This window comes from Salipiger sp. (assembly GCF_048261495.1).
GTDB lineage: Bacteria > Pseudomonadota > Alphaproteobacteria > Rhodobacterales > Rhodobacteraceae > Salipiger.
Window position 1 is genome coordinate 375,794 of record NZ_JBLXFX010000001.1, and the last position, 22,060, is coordinate 397,853.

At 67.2% G+C, this 22,060-nt stretch carries 18 protein-coding genes; 5 read left to right on the top strand and 13 right to left on the bottom strand.

Annotated elements, in window-relative coordinates; all coding sequences use genetic code 11:
* The first annotated feature begins 1,138 nt into the window (after positions 1-1,138).
* The 3 genes from ACN0RJ_RS01730 (at position 1,139) to ACN0RJ_RS01740 (ending at position 4,745) form a co-directional block, all read left to right on the top strand.
* Entirely contained in the window at positions 1,139-1,276 is a 138-nt protein-coding gene (locus ACN0RJ_RS01730; protein WP_417723219.1) for a hypothetical protein, read from the top strand.
* Between the two features lie 206 nt (positions 1,277-1,482).
* Positions 1,483-3,693, top strand: a complete 2,211-nt coding sequence (locus tag ACN0RJ_RS01735) for an NADP-dependent isocitrate dehydrogenase (protein WP_417723220.1) — start codon at positions 1,483-1,485, stop codon at positions 3,691-3,693.
* Positions 3,694-3,932: 239 nt separating this feature from the next.
* Positions 3,933-4,745, top strand: coding sequence for a VPLPA-CTERM sorting domain-containing protein (locus ACN0RJ_RS01740; protein WP_417723221.1), 813 nt, complete (start codon positions 3,933-3,935; stop codon positions 4,743-4,745).
* Positions 4,746-4,805: 60 nt separating this feature from the next.
* Here the strand turns inward: ACN0RJ_RS01740 and hslU are convergent, their stop codons facing one another.
* From hslU to regB, 10 genes are all read right to left on the bottom strand, one after another.
* Complete coding sequence (gene hslU, locus ACN0RJ_RS01745; RefSeq protein WP_417718662.1) at positions 4,806-6,110, bottom strand: ATP-dependent protease ATPase subunit HslU; 1,305 nt, start codon at positions 6,108-6,110, stop codon at positions 4,806-4,808.
* Positions 6,111-6,158: 48 nt separating this feature from the next.
* Positions 6,159-6,716 carry an ATP-dependent protease subunit HslV gene (gene hslV, locus ACN0RJ_RS01750; protein WP_417723222.1) on the bottom strand — a complete coding sequence of 186 codons (558 nt, stop codon included), beginning with the start codon at positions 6,714-6,716 and terminating at the stop codon, positions 6,159-6,161.
* Between the two features lie 171 nt (positions 6,717-6,887).
* Complete coding sequence (gene trxA / locus ACN0RJ_RS01755; RefSeq protein ID WP_417718660.1) at positions 6,888-7,208, bottom strand: thioredoxin; 321 nt, start codon at positions 7,206-7,208, stop codon at positions 6,888-6,890.
* A 70-nt stretch (positions 7,209-7,278) separates the two neighbouring features.
* Positions 7,279-10,662, bottom strand: coding sequence for a double-strand break repair helicase AddA (gene addA, locus ACN0RJ_RS01760; protein WP_417723223.1), 3,384 nt, complete (start codon positions 10,660-10,662; stop codon positions 7,279-7,281).
* Complete coding sequence (addB, locus tag ACN0RJ_RS01765; RefSeq protein ID WP_417723224.1) at positions 10,659-13,589, bottom strand: double-strand break repair protein AddB; 2,931 nt, start codon at positions 13,587-13,589, stop codon at positions 10,659-10,661. Before addB ends, addA begins: the two co-directional genes overlap by 4 nt.
* Positions 13,582-14,262 carry a nucleotidyltransferase family protein gene (locus tag ACN0RJ_RS01770; protein WP_417723225.1) on the bottom strand — a complete coding sequence of 227 codons (681 nt, stop codon included), beginning with the start codon at positions 14,260-14,262 and terminating at the stop codon, positions 13,582-13,584. The genes addB and ACN0RJ_RS01770 overlap by 8 nt, the downstream gene beginning before the upstream one ends.
* A complete protein-coding gene (locus tag ACN0RJ_RS01775; RefSeq protein ID WP_417723226.1) occupies positions 14,247-15,200 on the bottom strand; it encodes an aminoglycoside phosphotransferase family protein in 954 nt (317 codons plus the stop codon). The genes ACN0RJ_RS01770 and ACN0RJ_RS01775 overlap by 16 nt, the downstream gene beginning before the upstream one ends.
* A complete protein-coding gene (tsaE, locus tag ACN0RJ_RS01780) occupies positions 15,197-15,670 on the bottom strand; it encodes a tRNA (adenosine(37)-N6)-threonylcarbamoyltransferase complex ATPase subunit type 1 TsaE (RefSeq protein ID WP_417723227.1) in 474 nt (157 codons plus the stop codon). Before tsaE ends, ACN0RJ_RS01775 begins: the two co-directional genes overlap by 4 nt.
* A gap of 38 nt (positions 15,671-15,708) precedes the next feature.
* Entirely contained in the window at positions 15,709-17,229 is a 1,521-nt protein-coding gene (locus ACN0RJ_RS01785; RefSeq protein ID WP_417723228.1) for a PAS-domain containing protein, read from the bottom strand.
* 100 nt (positions 17,230-17,329) lie between these two features.
* Positions 17,330-18,724, bottom strand: coding sequence for a sensor histidine kinase RegB (gene regB, locus ACN0RJ_RS01790; RefSeq protein ID WP_417718653.1), 1,395 nt, complete (start codon positions 18,722-18,724; stop codon positions 17,330-17,332).
* Between the two features lie 86 nt (positions 18,725-18,810).
* Between regB and ACN0RJ_RS01795 the strand changes: the two genes are divergently transcribed.
* Both ACN0RJ_RS01795 and ACN0RJ_RS01800 read left to right on the top strand, forming a co-directional pair.
* Positions 18,811-19,431 (top strand): SCO family protein, encoded by a 621-nt coding sequence (locus ACN0RJ_RS01795; protein ID WP_417723229.1) that lies wholly within the window; start codon positions 18,811-18,813, stop codon positions 19,429-19,431.
* A gap of 79 nt (positions 19,432-19,510) precedes the next feature.
* On the top strand, positions 19,511-20,065 hold the full coding sequence (locus tag ACN0RJ_RS01800) for an ActR/PrrA/RegA family redox response regulator transcription factor (protein ID WP_417718651.1): 555 nt from the start codon (positions 19,511-19,513) through the stop codon (positions 20,063-20,065).
* Positions 20,066-20,212: 147 nt separating this feature from the next.
* On the opposite strand, the gene ACN0RJ_RS01805 is transcribed toward ACN0RJ_RS01800, so the two are convergent.
* From ACN0RJ_RS01805 to ACN0RJ_RS01815, 3 genes are read right to left on the bottom strand one after another with little or no spacing between them, the layout of a single operon-like run.
* Complete coding sequence (locus ACN0RJ_RS01805; RefSeq protein ID WP_417723230.1) at positions 20,213-20,698, bottom strand: GNAT family N-acetyltransferase; 486 nt, start codon at positions 20,696-20,698, stop codon at positions 20,213-20,215.
* Entirely contained in the window at positions 20,695-21,291 is a 597-nt protein-coding gene (locus ACN0RJ_RS01810; RefSeq protein WP_417723231.1) for a hypothetical protein, read from the bottom strand. The genes ACN0RJ_RS01805 and ACN0RJ_RS01810 overlap by 4 nt, the downstream gene beginning before the upstream one ends.
* A gap of 7 nt (positions 21,292-21,298) precedes the next feature.
* Complete coding sequence (locus ACN0RJ_RS01815; RefSeq protein WP_417718648.1) at positions 21,299-21,988, bottom strand: FkbM family methyltransferase; 690 nt, start codon at positions 21,986-21,988, stop codon at positions 21,299-21,301.
* Between the last annotated feature and the right edge of the window lie 72 nt (positions 21,989-22,060).

Consider the following 22,060-nt stretch of genomic DNA (forward strand, 5'->3'; position numbering starts at 1 on the left):
CTGCTGGCGGCACCACATTGGCCGCGGCGACGGGGTGCGGCGCGATCTATCATCTCCTCGGTCAATCCGTTGAAGGACGGCGATACCGGTCCGTGGGTCAAGCTCACGCCGGAAAGCGTTCGTGGCCAAACGCTCCACCCACCGGCCTAAACAGTTCGCCGGTTCTTCCAGACCGCCGGCAGCGGGCTGCGGCGGTGCGACGCTGTCGCCGGTCTTCGACCAGACCTTCGCCGAATGCGCTCGAATCCCGCATTCCGCCCTCCGGCCAGGCCCTTACCGCATCGGCGTCGGGGACGTGGTCCTGCTGGCCACGTCAGGTCGGCTCCACTGTCGAGCAACTGACCGGCCTGCTCGCCGCGTCGAATTCGCGCCAAGGCTATACCGTTCAGATGACGGCATCGTTATTCCCAACGTCGGGCGGGTTCAGGTGTCGGCATGACGCTGGAAGAAGCCGAGGACCGGTTGCTCCAGCGCCTGGTGGAAACCAGATCGACCCGACCTTCAGCCTCGAGATCGCGAGTTCAATTCCAAGAAGTTTCATCGGCGGTGCCGCGCCCGCCCGAGGTCGCGCCCGTCACGCTGACCTGCCTAATTTTGACGAGGCGCTGGCCGCCGCCGGGGGGATCACCGTCGAGGATCAGACTACGCCCGATCCGCATCTATCGCGACGGCACGCTCTACCAGATCCTGCCCGGGGACTTTATTCCAGCCGCAGCCCGCCCGATCTGCTGGTCGATTTGCGACAGCGTCTTTGTCGATACCGAATATGAACTGATCTCGCGCAGGCCTATTTCGAGGAACAGATCCGGATTTCGAATTCCGCCAGACCGCGCGGATTGCCGCCCGAACGAGCTGAATTCCGGTGAATTGGCGCGGCGCGCTCTCCGAGGAGCGCGATTACATGACCCGGCTCGATGGACCCGTCGATCGCGACTATGTTACCTGCCGGGGAGGAAGGCCCAGGCGGCTATCCGCTGCTCTCGGCAAGACCGCGACGCTGGCAGACGCGCTTACAGCAACGGCGGGGTGCTGACCAGACCGCGACGTGCGCGAGATCTACGCGCTGCGCGGCCTGCCGATCCGCGCGAATTTTCAGCCGTCACCGCCCTGCAGCTGACGGCGGGATGCGTCGAACTTCATGCTCGCCACCCGGCTGGAACTGCGCCCGAACGACGTGATCTTCGTGGCCGAGCAGCCGGTGACGCGCTGGGGCCGGGTGATCCAGCAGATCACGCCGTCGCTCATCACCACCACCGCCGCGGCCGTCGCCAACTGAGGCGGCGCTCTGCCGGCGGAAACGGCTCAACTTGTCGCCACCCGATGCCCGACCGCGCGAAATTATCGCTAACGGGACGCCATGGCGCAGCCGAGGTGGCGCTTAGGTGCTTTTCGCTTCAGGTTCGGGATGATAGAGCCACTTTCGATGGTTCGCCGCCGCGATCTCGGCTGGTGGACGCCTGACGCAAAGAGGGGCTCCCGAACATGTCCGATTCCACCACTCCCGACATTGTCTACACCAAGGTCGACGAAGCGCCCGAGCTGGCCTCGGCGTCGTTCCTGCCGATCATCCGCAGCTTTGCTTCGGCGGCCGGGGTGAGCGTCGGCACGCGCGACATCTCGCTGGCCGGTCGTATCCTGTCCTCCTTCCCGGAGGCCCTGACCGACGATCAGCGCCAGACCGACGACCTTGCCTGGCTCGGAGAATGGGTGAAGACCCCCGAGGCCAACGTCATCAAGCTGCCGAACATCTCGGCCTCGGTGCCCCAGCTCGTCGCTGCCATCAAGGAACTGCAGTCGCAGGGCTATGCGCTGCCGGACTATCCCGAAGCGCCCGCGACCGACGCCGAAAAGACCGCCCGCGCCAAGTATGACGCGATCAAGGGCTCGGCCGTGAACCCGGTCCTGCGCGAAGGCAACTCCGACCGCCGCGCCGCCGCCGCCGTCAAGAAATTCGCCATGGCCAACCCGCATTCCATGGGCAAGTGGACCGCCGACAGCAAGACCAAGGTCTCTGCCATGTCGGGCGGCGACTTCTTCTCGAACGAAACCTCCGTCACGCTGACCGAGGCGCAGGCCGGCAAGGCCAAGATCGTCCTGACCGCCGCCGACGGCACCGAAACCGTCCTGAAGGAAGTCACCTTCCCCGCCGGTGCGGTCGTCGACGCGACCTTCATGTCGGCCAAGGCGCTGGACGCCTTCCTTGCCGAGCAGATCGAAGAGACCAAGAAGGACGGCACGCTGTTCTCGCTGCACATGAAGGCCACGATGATGAAGGTCTCGGACCCGATCATCTTCGGTCACGCCGTCAAGGCATGGCTCGCCCCGGTGTTCGAGAAATTCGGCGAAGAGCTGAAGGCGGCGGGCGTGAACCCGAACTCCGGCCTCGGTGACCTGCTCGCCCGCGTTTCCGACAAACCCGAGATCCTCGCCGCCATCGAAGAGGTCACCGCCTCGCGCCCGCCGATGTACATGGTGAACTCCGACAAGGGCATCACCAACCTGCACGTCCCTTCGGATGTCATCATCGACGCCTCGATGCCCGCGCTGATCCGCGCCGGCGGCAAGGGCTGGGGCCCGGACGGCAAGGAATCCGACACCAACTGCGTGATCCCCGACAATTCCTATGCGCCGGTCTATGACGAGACCGTCAAGTATTTCAAGGAAACCGGCGCGCTGGACCCGACCACCTCGGGCACCGTGCAGAACATCGGCCTGATGGCGCAGAAGGCCGAGGAATACGGCTCTCACCCGACCACCTTCGAAATCCCGACCGCCGGCACCGTGACCATGACTGCCGCCAACGGCGACGTGATCCACACGCATGCCGTCGAAGCGGGCGACATCTGGCGCTCGGCCTCGGCCCGCAAGGCGCCGATCGAGGACTGGGTGAACCTCGCCATCGACCGTCAGAAGGCCGAGGGCTGCGAAGCGATCTTCTGGTTGGACGAGGACCGCGCTCATGACGCGGAACTGATCGCCTACGTGAAGCCGATCCTCGAAGCCAAGGGCGTTGCGGACAAGTTCGAGATCCTCTCGCCCGCCAAGGCCACCCGCAAGACCCTCGAGACGATCCGCAAGGGCGAGAACTCCATCGCCATCACCGGCAACGTGCTGCGCGACTATCTGACCGACCTGTTCCCGATCCTCGAACTGGGCACCTCGGCCAAGATGCTGTCCATCGTGAAGCTGATGCAGGGCGGCGGGCTGTTCGAGACCGGTGCCGGCGGCTCCGCCCCCAAGCACGTCCAGCAGCTGATGGAGGAAAACCACCTCCGCTGGGATTCGCTGGGTGAATTCTGCGCGCTCGGGGAAAGCTTCAAGTTCCTCGCCGATCAGAAGGGCAACGAAAAGGCGCGGATCCTGGGTCAGGCGGTGGATATCGCCACGCAGGGGGTTCTCGACAACAACCGCGAGCCGTCGCGCAAGGTCGGCCAGCCCGACAACCGCGACAGCCACTACTGGTTTGCCCGCTACTGGGCGCAGGCGCTGGCCGACCAGACCGGCGATGCGGACCTCGCGGCGCATTTCGCCCCCGTCGCCAAGGCCCTGGCCGATGGCGAAGCGGCGATCCTCGCCGAACTGGCCGGCGTGCAGGGCAAGGCGGTCGACCTCGGCGGCTATTACCACGGCGACGCGGACAAGACCGCGGCCGTCATGCGCCCCTCGTCGACGCTGAACGCGATCATCGGCTGAGTCGGCCCGGGCCGAACGAATGAAGACTGCAAAACCCCGCCGGTCCGCCCGGCGGGGTTTTTCGTGTCTGGATTGTGCCGATTTCCCGTGCTGATTGCAAAGCGTCGGGAATTAACGAAAAATTAATAATTATCTTTGGAAAGCCATAATTTGATGCAATGTTTCCTCCACTAGTGTGCGGTTTATAAAAAAGACGGAACGTCGCTTTGAGGTACAGGCATTTAATTTACGGCGCCGCTTTGGCGCTTACGACAGGCATGGCGCAGGCCGCCACCCTCTACGGAGTGAGCCTGAACGGGGCCTGGAGAACATCCGACACCGCCGACAGCCTTCTGTACGAGATCGACCCGACGACCGGGGCGGGAACGCTGATCGGCGATCTGGGATATGACGTCAATTCCATCGCCGTCGATCCCGTGACGGGCATCATGTATGCCTCGACCACCGCCTGGAGCGGCGAATTCAACGGGCTGTTGCGGGTCGATACCCGCACCGGGGTCGCCACCAGGATCGGCGCGTTCGGCAGATCCTTTTCCACGATCCTCGGCCTCACCTTCGACTCGATGGGCCGGTTGTTCGGCTGGCACGAACCGAACGAGGATGACGCCGTGCTGATCGACACGGCAACCGGCGCCGCGTCCCGTGTCGGCAATTCCGGCGTCGTGACCTATTCGCGTGTCGTGGCCGTGGATGCCTCGGACAACCTGCTGACGGTGATGGGGGCGACGGATTACGACATCGACCGCGCCACCGGCGCGGCGACGACGATGGCCCGGCTGACCTTCGATCCGGGGATGGGCGGCGCGTCCTTCGGACCCGACGGAATGCTCTGGGCGCCGCAGACGCGGGCGACGGTGCAGGATGCGGTGATCCGCGTGTCGGATCTGAGCACGAACAGCTACCGGGACATCGACACGGACATCCAGTACCTGAGCGCGGTCACCTGGAACGTCTCCAGCACCGTGCCGCTTCCGGCGACCCTGCCGATGCTTCTGGCGGGTCTGGGCGGTCTCGGGATCGCCCGCCGGCTGCGACGCAGGCGCGGGACCTGAGGTGACGCGGCGACGAGCGTCCGCCGGGGGCCGAACCGCCCGGCGGACACCGTGCGCGGATCAGAGCACGTAGCGGCTGAGATCCGTCGACCGTGTCAGTTCGCCGAGATGCTGTTCGACAAAGGCCGCGTCCACGGTGACCGCGGTTCCCGGCTGGTCCGGCGCGACAAAGGACAGCTCTTCGAAGACCCGCTCCATCACGGTATAGAGACGCCGGGCCCCGATGTTCTCGACGCTTTCGTTCACCGAGGCGGCAATGCGGGCCAGCGCGTGGATGCCTTCGTCGGTGAAGGTCACGGTGACCTCTTCCGTCGCCATCAGCGCGGTGTACTGCCGGGTCAGCGCATTGTCCGTCTCGGTCAGGATGCGGACGAAATCCTCTTCGGTCAGCGCGCGGAGATTGACGCGGATCGGCAGGCGGCCCTGAAGCTCGGGCAGCAGGTCCGACGGCTTGGCGATGTGGAAGGCGCCCGAGGCGATGAACAGGATGTGGTCGGTCTTGACCGGGCCATGCTTGGTGCTGACCGTGGTGCCCTCGATCAGCGGCAGCAGGTCGCGCTGCACCCCCTCGCGCGAGACATCGCCGCCCCGCACGTCCTGGCGGGCCGCAACCTTGTCGATCTCGTCGAGGAAGACGATGCCGTTCTGCTCCACCGCCTCGACGGCGAGGGTCTTGACCTGCTCGTCGTCCAGCAGCTTGTCGGCCTCTTCCTGGATCAGCACCTCGTAGCTTTCGGCGACCGACAGGCGCTTGCGCGTCGTGCGCCCGCCGAAGGCCTTTCCGAAGATGTCGCCCAGGTTCATCATCCCCATCTGGCCGGGCTGGCCGGGAATTTCCATCATCGGGAAGGGAGAGGCGGTGTCGGCCACGTCGAGTTCGATCATCGTGGCGTCCAGCTCTCCGGACTTGAGCTTCTTGCGGAACATCTCGCGCGTGCCTTCCCGCGCGTCGGTGCCCGCGATGGCGGTGATGACGCGATCCTCGGCAGCCTTGTGCGCGGCGGCCTTCACGTCCTCGCGCATGTGCTCGCGGGTCATGGCAATGGCGGCATCGACCAGGTCGCGGATGATCTGTTCCACGTCACGGCCGACATAGCCCACCTCGGTGAACTTGGTCGCCTCGACCTTGATGAAGGGCGCGCGGGCAAGCTTGGCAAGACGGCGGCTGATCTCGGTCTTGCCGACGCCGGTCGGACCGATCATCAGGATGTTCTTGGGATAGACTTCATCGCGGAGGTCGTCCGAAAGCTGCTTGCGGCGCCAGCGGTTGCGAAGGGCCACGGCCACGGCACGCTTGGCATCGTTCTGTCCGATGATGAAACGGTCGAGTTCCGAGACGATCTCGCGGGGGGTCAGGTCGGTCATGGGGGGTCCTTTCGACGGCGGGGGCGCGGATTTTCGACGAAAATCCGATTACGTCCCGATGGTTTCCACCGTGAGATTGCCATTGGTGTAGACGCAGATGTCTGCGGCGATGGCCATGGCGCGGCGGGCGATGTCCTCGGCCGAAAGTTCCGTGTCCATCAGCGCGCGGGCCGCCGCCAGCGCATAGTTCCCGCCGGAGCCGATGGCGGTCACGTCATGTTCCGGTTCCAGGACGTCGCCCGCCCCGGTGATGACGTAAAGCTCCTTGCCGTCCGAGACGATCAGCATCGCTTCCAGCTTCTGCAGGTACTTGTCCGTCCGCCAGTCCTTGGCCAATTCCACGCTCGCGCGCTGCAGCTGTCCAGGGGTCTTTTCCAGCTTGCTCTCGAGCCGTTCGAGCAGGGTGAAGGCATCGGCCGTCGATCCGGCGAAGCCGCAGACCACGTCGTAGCCGCCCGGCGACAGGCGCCGCACCTTGCGGGCCGTGCCCTTGATGACCGTCTGGCCGAGGCTCACCTGGCCATCCCCCGCGATCACCACCTGTCCGCCCTTGCGGACGCCGATGATCGTGGTGCCGTGCCAGCCGGGAAATTCCTGTTCGGACATGCTGTCTTCCTTTTCGTTCTTGCGGCCATATGGGGACGGCGCCGGGACGTCGCAAGGCGCTGCCCGTGCCCCGGCAGGTAGCGCAGACCGCCCCGAAAGGGAATGCGGCGCCGGCAGAAACGAAAACGCCGCCCGGGTCGGGGCGGCGTTTCGATGTCGTCGGACGGCGGCTCAGATCGCGTCGGCGATCCAGCTTTCGAGCGACGCCTTGGGGGCCGCACCGGTGCGGTTCGACACCACCTGGCCGTCCTTGAAGATGAACAGAGCCGGGATGCCGCGCACGCCGAGTTGCGCCGCAACCGCCTGGTTGTGGTCCACGTCGACCTTGGCGATCTTCAGCTTGCCGTCGTACTTCGCGGCCAGTTCTTCCAGAACCGGGCCGATCTGCTTGCAGGGGCCGCACCATTCGGCCCAGAAATCCACCACGACGGGGATGTCGGAATTCTTCACTTCGTCGTCGAAGGTCGCGTCCGTAACGGAAACGGTGGCCATGTCTCATACTCCTTGCGGGTTGCGCAGCCGGAAACTTGAGGCTGGAACGTAGGAGCGCCCGGAAGAGTCGTCAAGGTGGTGTGGTACGTGCCAGCGCGTCGGCCACAATATCGTGTGGCAGACGCATATAAGTTTGACTCGCCGTCCAGAGGATGCCGGTCTCGATCCGCCGGTCCGGGTAGATCAGGGCCAGCGCGGCGGCATAGGCACCCATCTGGCGCAGCAGTCCCTCCGGCGTGTCCTCGGGGCGGGACGGAACGATCCGGTTTGTCTTGAAATCCACCACGGTGACCTGATCCGGGGCGACGATGAGCCGGTCGAGGATGCCGTGGATGCGGCCGACAGGCTCTATCTCGGCCGAAAACGGCACTTCGGACAGGCTGTCCGCCCGGAAGAACCCGGAGAGCGCCGGTGCGTCGAGAACGGCAAGGGCCTCGACGACGAGCGTGTCGGTGTCCTTGGGAAGGTCGTCCGCGATAGCGAGGACATGCGGAGCGGCCTCGGCGCGCGCATCGGGGGCCAGCGGGGCGAGATGTTCCAGCAGCAGGTGCAGCACCGTCCCGCGCAGCTTTGCGGTGTCCTCGTCGAAACCCGCATCGCCCGGCAGCGCCTTTGCCCCGCCGAGATCGGAGGGAGACCGGGCAGAGGGCAGATCCCCGGGTATCGGCGGCGGGCCGAGCAGGACCTCGGGCAGATCCGCCTGCGCGTGGGTCACGGGCTCCGGCGCGACATGGGGCAGGTCCGGCCAGTGCTCGGGGCCGAGGCGCAAGCCGTCCCCCGCACCCCATTCGCCGAAATCCCAGGACGCGGGTTCTGCGCCGCTCTCCTGCATCCCGACCTGCACCTGATCGTACCAGGACAGCCCCTCCTTGCCGAGTTCGCCCCCCGCGGCCACCACCAGCCACTTTTCGGCGCGCGTCAGGCCGACGTAGAGAAGCCGGTCGCGTTCACGGTCCGCCGCGGCCTTGGCGGTTTCCAGCGCCTCTATCTGCGCGCGCGGCTGGGCGTCCGAGGAGGCTTTCCACAGCCGCCCGTCGTTCGTGGCCAGAAGCTGATCCTTCACCGTGCGTTGCGGCATGGCGCAATCGGGCAGGATCACGACGGGTGCCTCCAGCCCCTTGGCGCCGTGCACCGTCATCACCCGGATCCGGGCCCCCGCGCTGTCCGGAGCACGTTTGATCTCCAGATCGTCGCTCTGCATCCATTCGAGGAAGCCGGTCAGCGACGGCACGTCGTTCTGCTCGTAGGCCAGCGCCTGCTGGAGCAGGGCGTTGATGCCGTCCTCTGCTTCTTCCCCGAGCCGCCCAAGCAGGTGCCGCCGCCCCTCGTGCCGGGTCAGGATGCGCTCGATCAGGTCGAAGGGGCGCAGGAAGTCGGTCTGCCCCATGAGGTCGTCGAGCACGGCCATCACGCGGGGAAATGCGTCCCTGTTGCTGCGCAACTCGGCCCAGAGATAGGCCTTGTCGCCGCGCCGGTGGGCGAGGGTGAACAACTCCTGTTCCGACAGGCCGAAGAGCGGAGAGCGCAGCGCCGTGGCGAGGGACAGATCGTCTTCGGGCGTGGCGAGGAATGCCAGGAGCGCGCCGATGTCCTTGACCGCCAGTTCCGACATGACCTTGAGCCGATCCGCCCCCGCGATCGGCAGGCCGCGCTGCTTGCAGGCACGGATGATCTCGGTGAACAGGGTGCCGCGACGGCGCACGAGGATCAGGAAATCCCCGGCATGTGCCGGGCGCGTGCGGTATTCGCCGGAGTTCTTCACCTCTTCCGGCAGCGGCGTGCCGATGGTCCGGGCGATGAACTCCGCGATCCGTCCGGCAAGAACCACCGCATGATGGCGGGCGCCGATGCGGTCGACCGGCTCGAACCACTCGGTATCGTCTTCCTCGGCCTTTTCCGACGGGATGTGCGGCCAGAGATCGACGCGCCCGGGCATCCGGCCCTTGAACGCCCGGTGCTTCTGGTCGGCCACGAAGCCCGAGGCATCGCGCCCCTCGAATGTGGTGTCCACCAACCTGAGGATCGGCTCGGCGGAGCGGAAGCTGTATTCCAGAACCATGCGGCTCAGCGGCGCATCGGTGTCTTGCAGGCGCTCGGCAAAGGCATCGGCCATGCGGTCGAATTCGTCGGGATCGGCACCCTGGAAGGAATAGATCGACTGTTTCTTGTCCCCGACGACGAAGATCGTGCGCCGCACGTCGGTCCGCGCGCCATGACCCGAGGTGAATTCATGCGCCAGCCGGGCGATCACCTGCCATTGGACGGGCGAAGTGTCCTGCGCCTCGTCCACGAGGATGTGGTCGATCCCGCCGTCGAGCCGGTAAAGCACCCATTCCGCGACGCGCGGGTCCGACAGCAGATCGCGGGCCCGGGTCACGAGATCGTCGAAATCCAGCCATCCGCGCCGCATCTTCTCGGCTTCGTAGGCAGGCAGGAAGGATTGCGCGAAACGGTGCAGCACCAGGTCGCGACGGACCGCGATCAGGGCGAGGCGCGGTTCCCTCGCGGCTTCGACCCGGCGCATCAGGTCGTCCAGCCGGTCCATGTCGGCGGCAAGCGGGCCGGACCGCAGGCCCTTGGTCGGAAAGCTGCCGATCTTGGCGGTGAAGGGTTCCTTTGCACCTTTTCCGGTCAGCAGGACGGCTTCCAGCACCTCGAGGGCGTTCAGATCGGGGTCGGTGATCCGCGCGAGCTGCGCCGCGGCCTTCTGGTCGTTCGCGCCGGATCCGGCAAGAACAGGCACGAGTCCTGCCAGAAATGCCATCTCGCCCGCGAGAAACACCTGGTTCAACAGCGCGGCCTCGTCCAGATCCGGGGGCAGGTCGTAGAGGGCGCGGACCTCGGCGTCGCTGCGGGCGGGCAGAAAGGCCTCGCGGTGGCCGCAGAGCTCCCTCAGCAATTTCTCCGGCTCGTCGGTGAGATAGGGGGCGAGCGCCTCCACCAGACCGGCATCGGGGCCGTCCGAAAGGCGGTCCAGAACCTCCGCGCGCAGCAATTCCGCCGCGCGATCCTCCATCTCGCGGAATTGGGGCGAGACCCCGGCCTCGAGCGGAAAGCGCCGCAGCAGCGAGGCGCAGAAGGAATGGATGGTCTGGATGCGCAGCCCGCCCGGCGTCTCGATCGCGCGGGCGAAGAGCGTCCGGGCGCGGCGCAGATCCTCGGCGGCAAGGTCGCTTTCGAGTCCGAGGGTGCGCAACTCCTCGCGCAAGGGGTCGTCGTCCCGCATCGCCCATTCGCCGAGGCGCCGGAACAGGCGGTTCTGCATCTCGGTCGCGGCGGCCTTCGTGTAGGTCAGGCAGAGGATGTGCTCCGGCAGAACCCCGTCGAGCAGCAGCCGCGCCACCCGGTCGGTAAGCACGCGGGTCTTGCCGGACCCGGCATTGGCGGCGAGCCAGGTCGAGGCATCCGGCCGCGCCGCCTGCACCTGCCGTTCGCTGGCATCGTCCCGGATCATTCGAGCATCTCCCGCGAGGCAGCGTCGATCACGTCCCATTCCCCGAACCGGGACAGGTGATCGTAATCGGAGCGGTCGGTTTCCTTCAGCAGCGCGGCGCGGGCGGTGAAGCCGCGTTCGGGTTCGAACCAGCGCGCCATGAGGGTCGAGAACTCCGCCCAGACCTGCGCCGGGGGCGCCTCGTCGAGCGGTGCGGGCACTTCGGCCGGGCGGGCCCCGATCGACACGAACACGGCGCGTTCGGTGTGCTTGGGCGCGAAATCGGGGAAGGCGCCGTTTTCGACCATGGCCGCTTCGAGAAGCAGTTGCTTGTCGAAATGCTTCTGCTCGGCGGGGCTGGGGGCATTGCCGGTCTTGTAATCGTAGAGATGCGCGCCGCCGCGGGGGTCGAGGTCGATGCGGTCGGCCTTGCCGCGCAGGGTGAAGCCGAGGGCGGGAAGCTGCGCCTCGCCCATCCGTTCGTACAGCGCGGGCGTCGCGAGGGACTGCCGCGCCCGCTCGGTCTCCACGAACCAGTCGGCGATCCTCCCGACCCGTGCAAGCCAGAGGTGCCGGGTCGTGGGCCAGGGCACGTTGTCCGGATTGCGGATCTGCTCCGCGGCAAGCGCCATCAGGTCTTCGGGCGTCAGGCGGGACGGATCGTCGATGCTTTGCTTCACGAAGGCTTCGAGAACGTCATGGCTGACGATCCCGCGCAGAAGCGCATCCGGCGCCCGTTGCAGCGGATTGAGGGCCTTCAGCCGCAGCACCCGGCGGGCGTAGATGGCGAAGGGATCACGGATCAGGGTCTTGATCTCGGTCACGCTCAGCGCGCGGGGTCGGGCCGCGACGGGCGGGGCGGGCGAGGGACGGCGCGCGGGGGCGGCGTGCAGCGGCGCTTCGAGCAGCCGCGCCCGGTCGAGCCAGAGCGTACCGCGCTGCCGCATCAGGCTCAGCGCCTCGGGACCCTGACGGCCGGGCAGGCCGGTCATCAGGTTCACCAGCCGGTTGATCCAGCGCGAGGGAACGGTTTCGGCATCGTCGGATTTCTGGGCGCGGGTCAGCCAGACCTCCGGCGCGGCGGCGGCCTGCTGGAAGTCGTGCGCGGCAAGGCCGATCCGCCGTTCGGGCAGCAACAGACCCGCATCGTGCCGCATCCGCCGGTTCAGCCAGGGATCGGCGCCGGGAATTTCCGGCCAGCTTCCCTCGTTCAGCCCGCCGAGAATGAGCAGGTCCGCCCCCATCACCCGCGCCTCGAGCGTGCCCCAGATCAGGATCCGGGGGTGCGGAATGTCGGGGTTGCGCACCTCTTCCCGCGCGAGGACGGCGCCGAACAGGTCGCCGTAATCGGTCGCGTCCATGTGGGCGCCGTGCTCCGCCTCGGCTTCGAGTGCCGTCACCGTGGTCAGCGCCTTGCGCCCCGCCGCCTGCTTCCACAATTCGGAGGTGTCGCCGTTGGCGCCGGAGGCGATGGTTTCGGCACGGTCGAGGTGATCTCTCAGCCAGTCGCCGAGCGGCCGTTCGCCCCGTATCGGGGGAGCGCAGAAACACGCCGCGACCCACCGCGCCCAGGGACCGATGTCGCGCGCCACTCCCCAGTCGACGATCTGCTGCGCCCCCGGAAAGGGCCAGCCCTTGTCGCGGATGCGCAATTCCAGATCGCGGGTCGCCAGAAGGTGCAGGTTGCGGTCCCCGGCGCTGTGGGTCAGCGGGTGCTTGAGCATCGTCAGCAATGCTTCGGAGGTGAGATCCTGCCGGAACAGGGCCGCAACATGGCGCAGGAACCGGCCCGGCGGCGTGAGTTGCAGCGGAATGCCCGCGCTGTCGTCGGGCACGATCCCCCATCGGTCGAGCGCCGCCGTCACCTGCCGGGTCAGCATACGGTCGGGGGTGATGAGCGCGGCGGTCACGCCGTCTTCGGCGGCCCGGCGCAGGCGCAGCGCGATGGCGGTCGCCTCGTCCCGGCGCGACGGCGCTTCGAGCAGGGTCAGCCCCTCGGTCGTCGCCGGAAGCGGGGGCAGCGCCGGGCCGTCGCTGCGCCACTGGTCGGTGACCGGCGCGGGACGCAGCGCGAGCGACAGCAGGCGGTTGCGCTCGGGTGCGGGGGGGCGGGCATCGCACCAGGGGATCACGTCGCGCGGGCGCATCCCGAGGTCCTCCATCAGCCGCGCAAAGCGGAACTGCGGGTGATCTTCGCCCGACATCGCGTCGCCGAGCCCCGACCACACCGCGTCGGGCATGTCGAAATCGAAACCCGGAAGGATCACGGCCCCCTGCGGCAGCCGCGCGACCGCCTTCATGAGCATGTGGGTCGAGCCGCGCGACCCGGTCGACCCGGCAAGGATCACGGGATGCGCGGGGGGCGAGCGTTCCCATTCCGCCAGCTTCATCTGCAGCGCGAGGCGGCGGAAGGCGGCGGTGTCGGGGGCATCGTCGGAAGCGCCGAAGTACCGCTCGACAATGGCGAGGAACCGCAGGGCGCGCTGCCAGTGACCGGATTCGTCGCTGACATCGAGGGCCGAGATCACCTCGGGCGGGACACCTTCGTCCTGCATCTCCTCCATCAGCGTGGCGAGGCTGTCAGCAAGGTCGAACAGCGCGCTGCGCGGGGCAAGGTCCGGCTCCGCATCGAGCAGCCGCGCGACGAGGGTCGTCAGTTCCAGCCTGCGGCGCAGCGGTGGCACGGGCGGCGGCAGATCGCGCAGCGCGATCGGGTCCGAGATCTGCGTGAGCAGGCGGATGCGCGGCAGCAGGGTGGCGGGGCCGTCGTCGAAGGCCGCGCGCACCCGGCGCACCATGCGGGTCGTGTTGAGGATCAGCTCGACCCCGGCCATGGCTTCCGGCGGTTGACCGGCCATGCGGGCACGCAGGCCGGCGACCAGCGCCGCGGGGAAATCCACGCCCGGCGCCAGGGCCAGGACACGGGGCGCGGCGGTCGGTTCAAACATCGGCGTGCAGCATGCGTTCGGCGAGGGCGATGCCCTCCGGGTGGCCGACGTCGCACCACCGGCCGGAATAGGGCAGTCCGAACAGCCGCCCGCGGGCATTCAGCGCGTTCCACACGGTGTTGAGGGAAAACACGCGCTCGGGCACGTCGGACAGCGGGGGGGTCCGCAGGATCTGCGCGCCGGTGTAGACCAGAGCGCCGCCGCGCCGGATCTGCCCGTCCCCGAGAAGCGAGAAATCCCCGCCGCCCTTGCGCCCGACGGCATTTTCCAGCGGCACGCAGAGCAGCAGCGCATCCATCCGCGCCGGGTCCCAGGCGCGGGCCAGCGCCTGCAACGGGTTGGGACCGGACCAGACCGCATCGGTGTTGAGCGTGAAGACCGGATCGGCGTCGAGCAGCGGCAGGGCGGCGCGCAGCCCGCCGCCGGTGTCGAGGATCTCGGGCTGCTCGACCGCGACTTGTGCGCCCGTCCCGGCCAGATGCGCCTGCACCATGTCGGCGCGGTAATGCGCGTTGGCGACGATCCTGAGCGGGCCGTAACCCTCGGCCAGCGCCAGCGCATGGTCGATCAGCGGCTTGCCGTCCACCGGGATCAGCGGCTTGGGACGGTCCGCTGTCAGCGCGCCCATCCGGGTGCCGAACCCGGCGGCAAAGAGCATCAGGGCGTCGGGCATGAGGTGCGGAGCCTTTCAAGCCATGCGGCATCCGGCGCAGGCAGTCGTGTCAGGGTCCCGCGCACCCCGGCAAGGGCCGGATGCGCGAGGTCGTTCCGAAGGTGCCCCCAGACCCGCGGGATGAGCGCGAGATACCCGGGCTTGCCGCGCGTCGCCGCGAGCCGCGCGAAGACCCCGAGAATGCGCAGGTTGCGCTGGGCCCCGAGGACGGCAAAGGCGGCACGAAAGGCGACTTCCGCGGTGCCGGTACGGTCGAGGTAATGACGCAGGCAGGCCTCGACCGTGTCCGGCGCCACGTCGCGCCGCGCGTCTTCCAGGAGCGACACGAGGTCATAGGCGCGATGGCCGGTCAGCGCGTCCTGGAAATCCAGCAATCCGGCCTGTGCGGGCCCGCTGCGGTCGGGAAGGTAGAGAATGTTTTCGGCATGGTAGTCCCGCAGGATCATCACGTCGGCGACGGGCGCGTGACGCTCGAGCGCCTCGCGGAAGGCATCGGCACAGGCGGTCCTGGCGTCGTCCTGACCGCCGGCATACCAGTCGAAGGCAAGGTCGGTCATCGCGGCCAGCCGCTCCGGCGTGGCGCGGGTCAGTTCCTCGGGCGGAGGATGGCCGTGCAGCGCGATCAGCGCGTCTGTTGCGCAGAGATAGAGCCTGCGCTCCGCCTCCGGAGAGGTGGCGAGCCGGGCGACAAGCCCGTCGCCAAGGTCTTCGAGCAGCAGTTCGCCCGGCCGCTCTGCCAGGATCCCGGGCGCGCTCAGGCCGATGGCGCGCAGGTGACGCGCCAGCCGCGCGAACAGGGCGGTGTCGCCTTCGGGGTCCAGCATGAGGATCGCGCTCCGCTCACCGAGGTGCAGGCGGCTGTAGCGGCGGGACGAGGCATCGCCGGCCAGCGGCTCGGCGCGGGCGCCTTCCCAGGGTGTGCCGGTCAGGACGCTCATGCCGCCAGGTCCGGGATGACCCTGTCCCAGCGCGGCGCAGACCAGCTCAGCGTGAGGATGCGCGCGGAGTCGTCGGCGGCTGGGGCAAAGGACAGCGACAGCGCCTCGGTCGGGGTCAGATCCTCCAGCCGGTCGGGCCATTCCACAAGGCAGATCGCGGAGTCGAAGGCATCGGCCAGCCCCAGTTCCGCGCATTGGTCGGGATCGCTCAGCCGGTAGAGATCGGCGTGCCAGATCTCTCCCTTCCGGGTGTCATAGACCTGCACGAGCGTGAAGGTGGGCGAGGGCACATCCTCGGGGGCGTCCTGCAGCGACTGGACAAGGCAGCGGGCGAAATGGGTCTTGCCGGCCCCGATTCCGCCGTCGAGCAGAAGCACGTCACCCGGTTGCAGCCGTCCGCCGAGGCGGGTCGCAAAGGCGCAGGTGGCCTCCGGGGACGTCAGGGTGAGGACGATGCGCTGCGATGTCATGGCGCGAAAATACCGCGCTCACCGGCACGTGCAAGCTGTCAGACGCGGGCTTCCTGCGGGATGCGCAGTTCCAGCGGCACTTCGGCCAGAACCGAGAACCGCACCAGCGTCGATCCGCCGGCAACCGGCTCGACACGGCAGAGCACGTGCTTTCCGCCCTTCAGCTCCAGTTCGGCATCCCATGCGGCGCGATCGCGCAGGGTCACGACGAAATCCCGCAGATCGCCCCAGATCGGGCTGGGCCTGCAGGCGGATTGCCAGGCAAGGGTCGCATCGCTGATGCTGACGTCCTTCAGCCCGGATTCCGGGTCCGAGCGCCACAGCTCGCGGTAGGATTCGTTGCAGAAGGTCAGCACGCCGAGTTGCGAGAACACCGCAACGCCGTCGTCGAGGCAATCCAGCACGGCCTGCGTGATCTCGATCTCCTGCCGGAAGCGGCGGGTGAGCGAGATTTCGGCGCTGATGTCTTCGAACAGGAAGGCGATGCCGCCGTCGGGATGCGGGCGCCCGGTGATCTTGTAGGTCACGCCGGAGGACAGGTTCCAGGTTTCGACGTAGTGATCGCTGGAGGCGGCGGCGATCACCTCGGACAGCTTGTCGCGCCAGTTCTGGTAGTTCTTCGGTTCGGGCATCATGCGCTTTTCCCGCAGCATGTCGAAGAAGCTGAGCAGGTTGGGCCGCCCGCTGAGGAATTCCGCCGGAAGGCTGGTCAGGTCGATCAGCGCCGGGTTGAACAGCACCAGCCGCCGATCCTTGTCGAAGACGACGAGCCCGATGGGCAGGTGGGCGAAGATGCGGGTCAGGGTCTGGAGGAAATTGCGCTGCGCGATCTCGGAAGAGATGACCGCGTCGATGGACGAGGCAAAGTGCAGCCAGCCGTCGTCGATCTGGTGCGACAGGATCTCGTACCAGTACTGGTTGCCGGCCTCGCGACTGCCGACGCTGGTCCGGATGCTCTGTCCGTTCTCGATCCGCGCGAAGGGAATGTCGAAAGGCGAGGGCCCCTCTGGCTGCACCCCGACGCGGGAACAGATGTCCTCGTAGGCGGTGTTGTACCAGGTCGGCCGCGATCCCGTGCGCTGCGTGTGCCAGATCGGGCAGGGGACCAGCGCCATGATCGTGCGCAGCCGGTCGAGTTCGCTTTCGTTGAGCCGGATCTGCAGCCGTTCCGCAACATCCATGGGCGGCGCGTCGATCAGGAGCCGGTGGCTGCCGATTTCCGGCAGGATCGACAGTTTTGCCTGCGGATCGTTGAGGGCGCCAAGCGCCAGAGGCTGTTCCGGCAAGGTGTCCGGGAGGGGGCCGAACAGCGGGCTGAGCGTCTCGGACACGTAACTCCAATCGAGGGATTCGTTCGCCGTGCAGCCGAGCAGGCGCCGCGCCGCTTCGGAGGAATCGATCAGCTTGCCTTCGGAGAACAGGATCTCCGCACGATCCGGCACCGGTTTTCGGAGCGTGGGGCGCGGCGCGGTCTGCCTCAGATGCGCGCGAAAGATGAGAAAGGCCCCCAGAAGCGCTGCCGCGCCCGCACCAATACCGGTTGTGATCGCCAATAACATTTCAATAGGTCCAGCCCTGTCGTCGCCCCGACCAAGGAAGCTAACGAGACTCGGTTAACAGTCTGTTAATTTCACTCTAGGGTAGAAATGAGCGGCCGGTCTACACTTCGATACGGCGGTTTTCTCCAAGACTGGCACCGGGTTGCAGCGTCGGCGGCACGACCTTGGCGCGGGGCCAGACGACCTCGACCACGGCGCCGCTCGGGGCGTCCGAGGCCGGGCTGTCGTCGACATCCCCGCCGTTGGCAAAGCTCAGTTCCGCCCCGGAGCGTTCCAGAAGCGTCTTGGCGATGAACAGTCCGAGGCCCATGCCCTCGTATTCCGGACGCGCGCGACGTTCCGCCTCGCCCCGGCGGCGGCGCATGAAGGGGTCGCCGATGCGGCCGATGATGTGCGGCGGAAAACCCGAGCCGTCGTCGAGGATGCGGATCGAGACCTCGGTGTCGGACCAGGTCGCTTCGACCCAGACCGTCGAGGCGGCGAAATCCACCGCGTTCTGGATGAGGTTGCGCAGCCCGTGGATGATCTCCGGGCGGCGCAGGATCTGCGGCTGGGCCGACGCGGCATCGTCCGACGGCATGGTGTCGATGAAGATCGCCTTGCCGCGCCCCTCGTGGGGTTCGGCGGCCTCGCGGATCACCTCTTCGAGCGGGGCTTGGCGCATGTGCAGATCGTCCTTTCCGGCGCGGCCCATGCTGCGCAGGATGTCGCGGCAGCGGTCGGCCTGGGCGCGGATGAGCAGGGCGTCGTCGCGCAGGTCGGGACGGTCCTCCAGTTCCTCGACCAGTTCGGAGGAGGTGAGCTTGATCGTCGCCAGCGGGGTTCCGAGCTCGTGCGCGGCGGCGGCCACCACCCCGCCGAGGTCGTTGAGCTTCTGCGCCCGGGCCAGCGCCATCTGGGTCGCGGCCAGCGCATCGGACATGGTGTTCATCTCGCGCGTGATGCGTCGCGAATAGATCGACAGGAACATCAGGGCGATGGTGATCGCGGTCCACTGGCCGAAGACGAAGATGTCGGGAATGCGCAGCACGAAGCCTTCCTGCGTGCGCAGCGGGAAATGGAACACCACCATGGCCGAGATCAGCAGAAAGGCCGTGATGTTGAGGATCACGGTCGACCGCAGCGACAGCGCCGCCGCCGATACCGTGACGGGACCGAGCACCAGCAGCGAAAACGGATTGTGCAATCCGCCGGTCAGGAACAGCAGGAAGCAGAGCTGGAGCAGGTCGAACATCACCATCATGAAGTTCTCGCCCTCGGACAGGCGCTTGTTCTCGGGGAAGATGAACATCGCCACGAGGTTGCCGGTGATCGACACCCCCACCGCCAGAAAGCACACGCCGAGCTCGATCTGCAGGTCGTAGAGCCATTGCGCCACGATCAGGGCGGTGAGCTGGCCGACGATCGCCACCCAGCGCAGCAGGATCATGGTGCGCAGACGGATGAAGTTGCTGCGCTGGTTCTCGCCCAGCAGCCCGAGGTCGGTATCGCTCATCTGCGCGCTTTCGTCCCTTTGATATCGTGGCGCCAATTGTTAGGTCTCCCCCGACCGTTTCGCAATCGCTCCAGAAGGGGATCCAGATGCGCGCCCTTGCCGCCCTTGCCGCCGCCCTCGTGCTTGTCGCCCTGTCCGGGGGGATCTGGTACGCCACCCGCTCCTCCGGCGACGGGGACATGTTTGCCGATTGCCGCAGTGCAAAGATTGCGGGCGGGGCGGATGCGATCGGCGGGTCGTTCACCCTGGTCGACAGCACTGGTGCGACGGTGACCGACAAGGATGTCATCACCGAGCCGAGCCTGGTCTATTTCGGCTACACCTTCTGCCCCGATGTCTGCCCGCTCGACATGGTGCGCAACGCCGAAGCGGTCGATGTCCTTGCGGAGCGGGGCCGATCGGTGACGCCGGTCTTCATCTCCATCGACCCGGAGCGGGACACCCCCGAGGTGGTCGGAGATTTCGCCTACAACATCCATGAAAAGATGGTCGGGCTGACCGGCTCGCCCGAGCAGGTCGCGGCGGCCAGCAAGGCCTATCGCACCTATTTCAAGAAGAACGACTCCGGCGACGAATACTATCTCGTCGATCATTCGACATTTACCTATCTCGTCCTGCCCGAGCAGGGCTTTGTCGAGTTCTTCCGGCGCGATCTGCCGCCCGAGCAACTGGCGGACCGGGCGCAGTGTTTCCTCGACAGGATCTGAGGCGGCGCGGCATTTGACCATGGATCGGGCGCGGGATATGACAGATGTCCAGGGCGCGAACAGGATTGGGGGGACTCCCGTGGCGGAACCGACGATCGAGGACCTCGGCGACGACAGGTCCCTTCTGCTTGTCGACGATGACGAGCCGTTTCTGCGCCGCCTGGCCAAGGCGATGGAAAAGCGCGGGTTCGAGGTGGAAATGGCCGGGTCGGTCGCGGCCGGCTCCGCCATCGCGACGGCGCGGCCCCCGGCCTATGCCGTGGTCGACCTGCGGCTCGAGGACGGCAACGGGCTGGACGTGGTCGAGGTGCTGCGCGCCCGCAGGCCGGATTCCCGGATCGTCGTGCTGACCGGGTACGGAGCGATCGCCACGGCGGTGGCGGCGGTCAAGATCGGTGCGACGGACTACCTGTCCAAGCCCGCCGATGCCACCGACATCACCAATGCGCTGCTGGCGCGCGGCGACGATCTGCCGCCGCCTCCGGAAAACCCGATGAGCGCGGACCGCGTGCGTTGGGAGCATATCCAGCGCGTGTACGAGCTTTGCGACCGCAACGTGTCGGAAACGGCGCGGCGGCTGAACATGCATCGCCGCACCCTGCAACGCATCCTAGCAAAACGGTCGCCGCGCTGATCCGGCGGACGCGGCTTGCGCCGCGGCGGGTCCTGTCGCCCTTGCGGGCTCCACGCGCGTGGCCGGTCTGACGCATCGGCCCCGGTGTGGTGTCGGTGGTGAGGTCGAAAGGGCGTATTTGAAACAAGAAGAACGGCCGGGGCCGGATCAGAGATCGTAGCGTTTCAGGATCTTGTCGACGGTTTGTCCATTCGCCAGCCTGTAGTCCCTGATGCGGCCGTGATCCTCGAACCCGCGGCTTTGATAGTAGGTCAGTCCGCTTTCGTTGTCGGCTCGGATCTCTGCGTTGATCCAGCTGTATCCGGCGGCGCGGCAGGCGGCCTTTGTCGCTTCGAACAGCGCCGACCCGATGCCGAGACCGGTCTTGCCGACCCGGGCGAAGCTGGCGATCTGCGCCACTTCCGGTCCGAGCGCGGGGTGCGGGTCGACCCACTGGAAGCCGAGCAGGTCGCCGCCGTCGTCCTCGGCCAGGTGCCAGATGGCGCGCGGGTCCGAGCCCATCCAGGCGGCGATGTCGTCACGGGTCACCGGGTCGGTCATGGCGGTGGTTCCGCCGCGCGCGATCACGTCGTTCAGAAGCTCCGCGATGGGGCGGGCGTCGAGCACGCCGGCGCGGCGGACGCTCGGGGTCATGGCATCCGCTCCAGCAGCGCCGCGTGGCGTCGGGTGTAGTCGTTGCGGGCGGCGACCGGAGGACGGAGCTGGATGTCGAGGCCCCGCATCAGCTCCGGGGCCGGGCGTCCGAAGAATTTCGTCGCCTCCGCCTCGGTGAAGCCGGCGATCTGCGTCGCCTCCATGAAAGCCGAGACAGTGTCGGCCTTCTTGATCATCTTCTTCAGCTTGGCCGGTGTCGCGGCGGGCAGTCCGAAGCGGATGTGGATGGCCGCCGACAGCCGCTTGTCGAGCTCGCCGTAGCCCGGCCCGACAGCGGCCTTCACGGGGGAGATCATGTCGCCGATCACGTATTCCGGCGCGTCGTGCAGCAGGGCGGTCAGGCGGTCCGCCGGGCTGGCCTGCGGGCAGAGGCGGGCGAAGAGGGTTTCCACCAGCAGCGAATGTTCGGCGACGGAATAGGGATAGTCGCCGTGGGTCTGGCCGTTCCAGCGCGCCACGAAGGCAAGGCCGTGGGCGATGTCCTCGATCTCGATATCCACGGGGGTCGGGTCGAGCAGGTCCAGGCGGCGCCCCGAAAGCATCCGTTGCCAGGCGCGGGGTTGTCGGGCCATGGGGGGCTCAGATCTCCGTGTCGTCGGCGGCGTAGACGAAGTTGCCGTGCAGCTTGCCGATCTTGCGGTAGCCGAGGCCGCGGAAGGTCCGGGTGATCCATTGTTCCTGCGCGAAATATTCCAGGATCAGGATCGGTCGCCAGCGGTAGATGATGTGGAAGGCACCGCGGATCGCCTGCTTTTCGTGACCTTCGACGTCGAGTTGCAGGATGGAGACCCTGCGCTCGAGCGGGACGGTGAAATCGAGCATCGCCGATTGCACCGGCTCGACCCCCGGCCCCTCTTCGAGGACGAAATGCGACAGGCCGCCCAACGGACGACCCTTCTCGTCGCGGGTGCGGAACAGGACCTTTTCGATGCGGTTGGACAGGGCCGCATTGAACAGCTCGACGTTTTCGAGTCCGTTCAGCGCCCAGGTCTCCACCGCCGCATCGTAGTTGCCGGGGTTCGGTTCGAAAGCCCAGACCTTGCGTCCCGGCGCCATGGCCGAGGACAGCGCGGGCAGGAAGTCGCCGAAGAACGTGCCCGCGTGGATGATGTCGCCGTCGCCCGCATGCTTGCGCATGAAGGTGATGGTGTCGGGTTCGTAGACCTGTCCGGCGATCACCGCTTTCGCCGCCGGCCGGTCCTCGAGCCCCGCCGGCACGCAGTAGCGTCCGTACCGGTTCGATGGATAGGTTACCTCTGTGGTCTTCACCGCTCTGGCCTCGCTCGTTATTGTTCTGTTTTCCCCGGAGTCTGATCCACGTTGCGGCGCAAATCAAGGGAT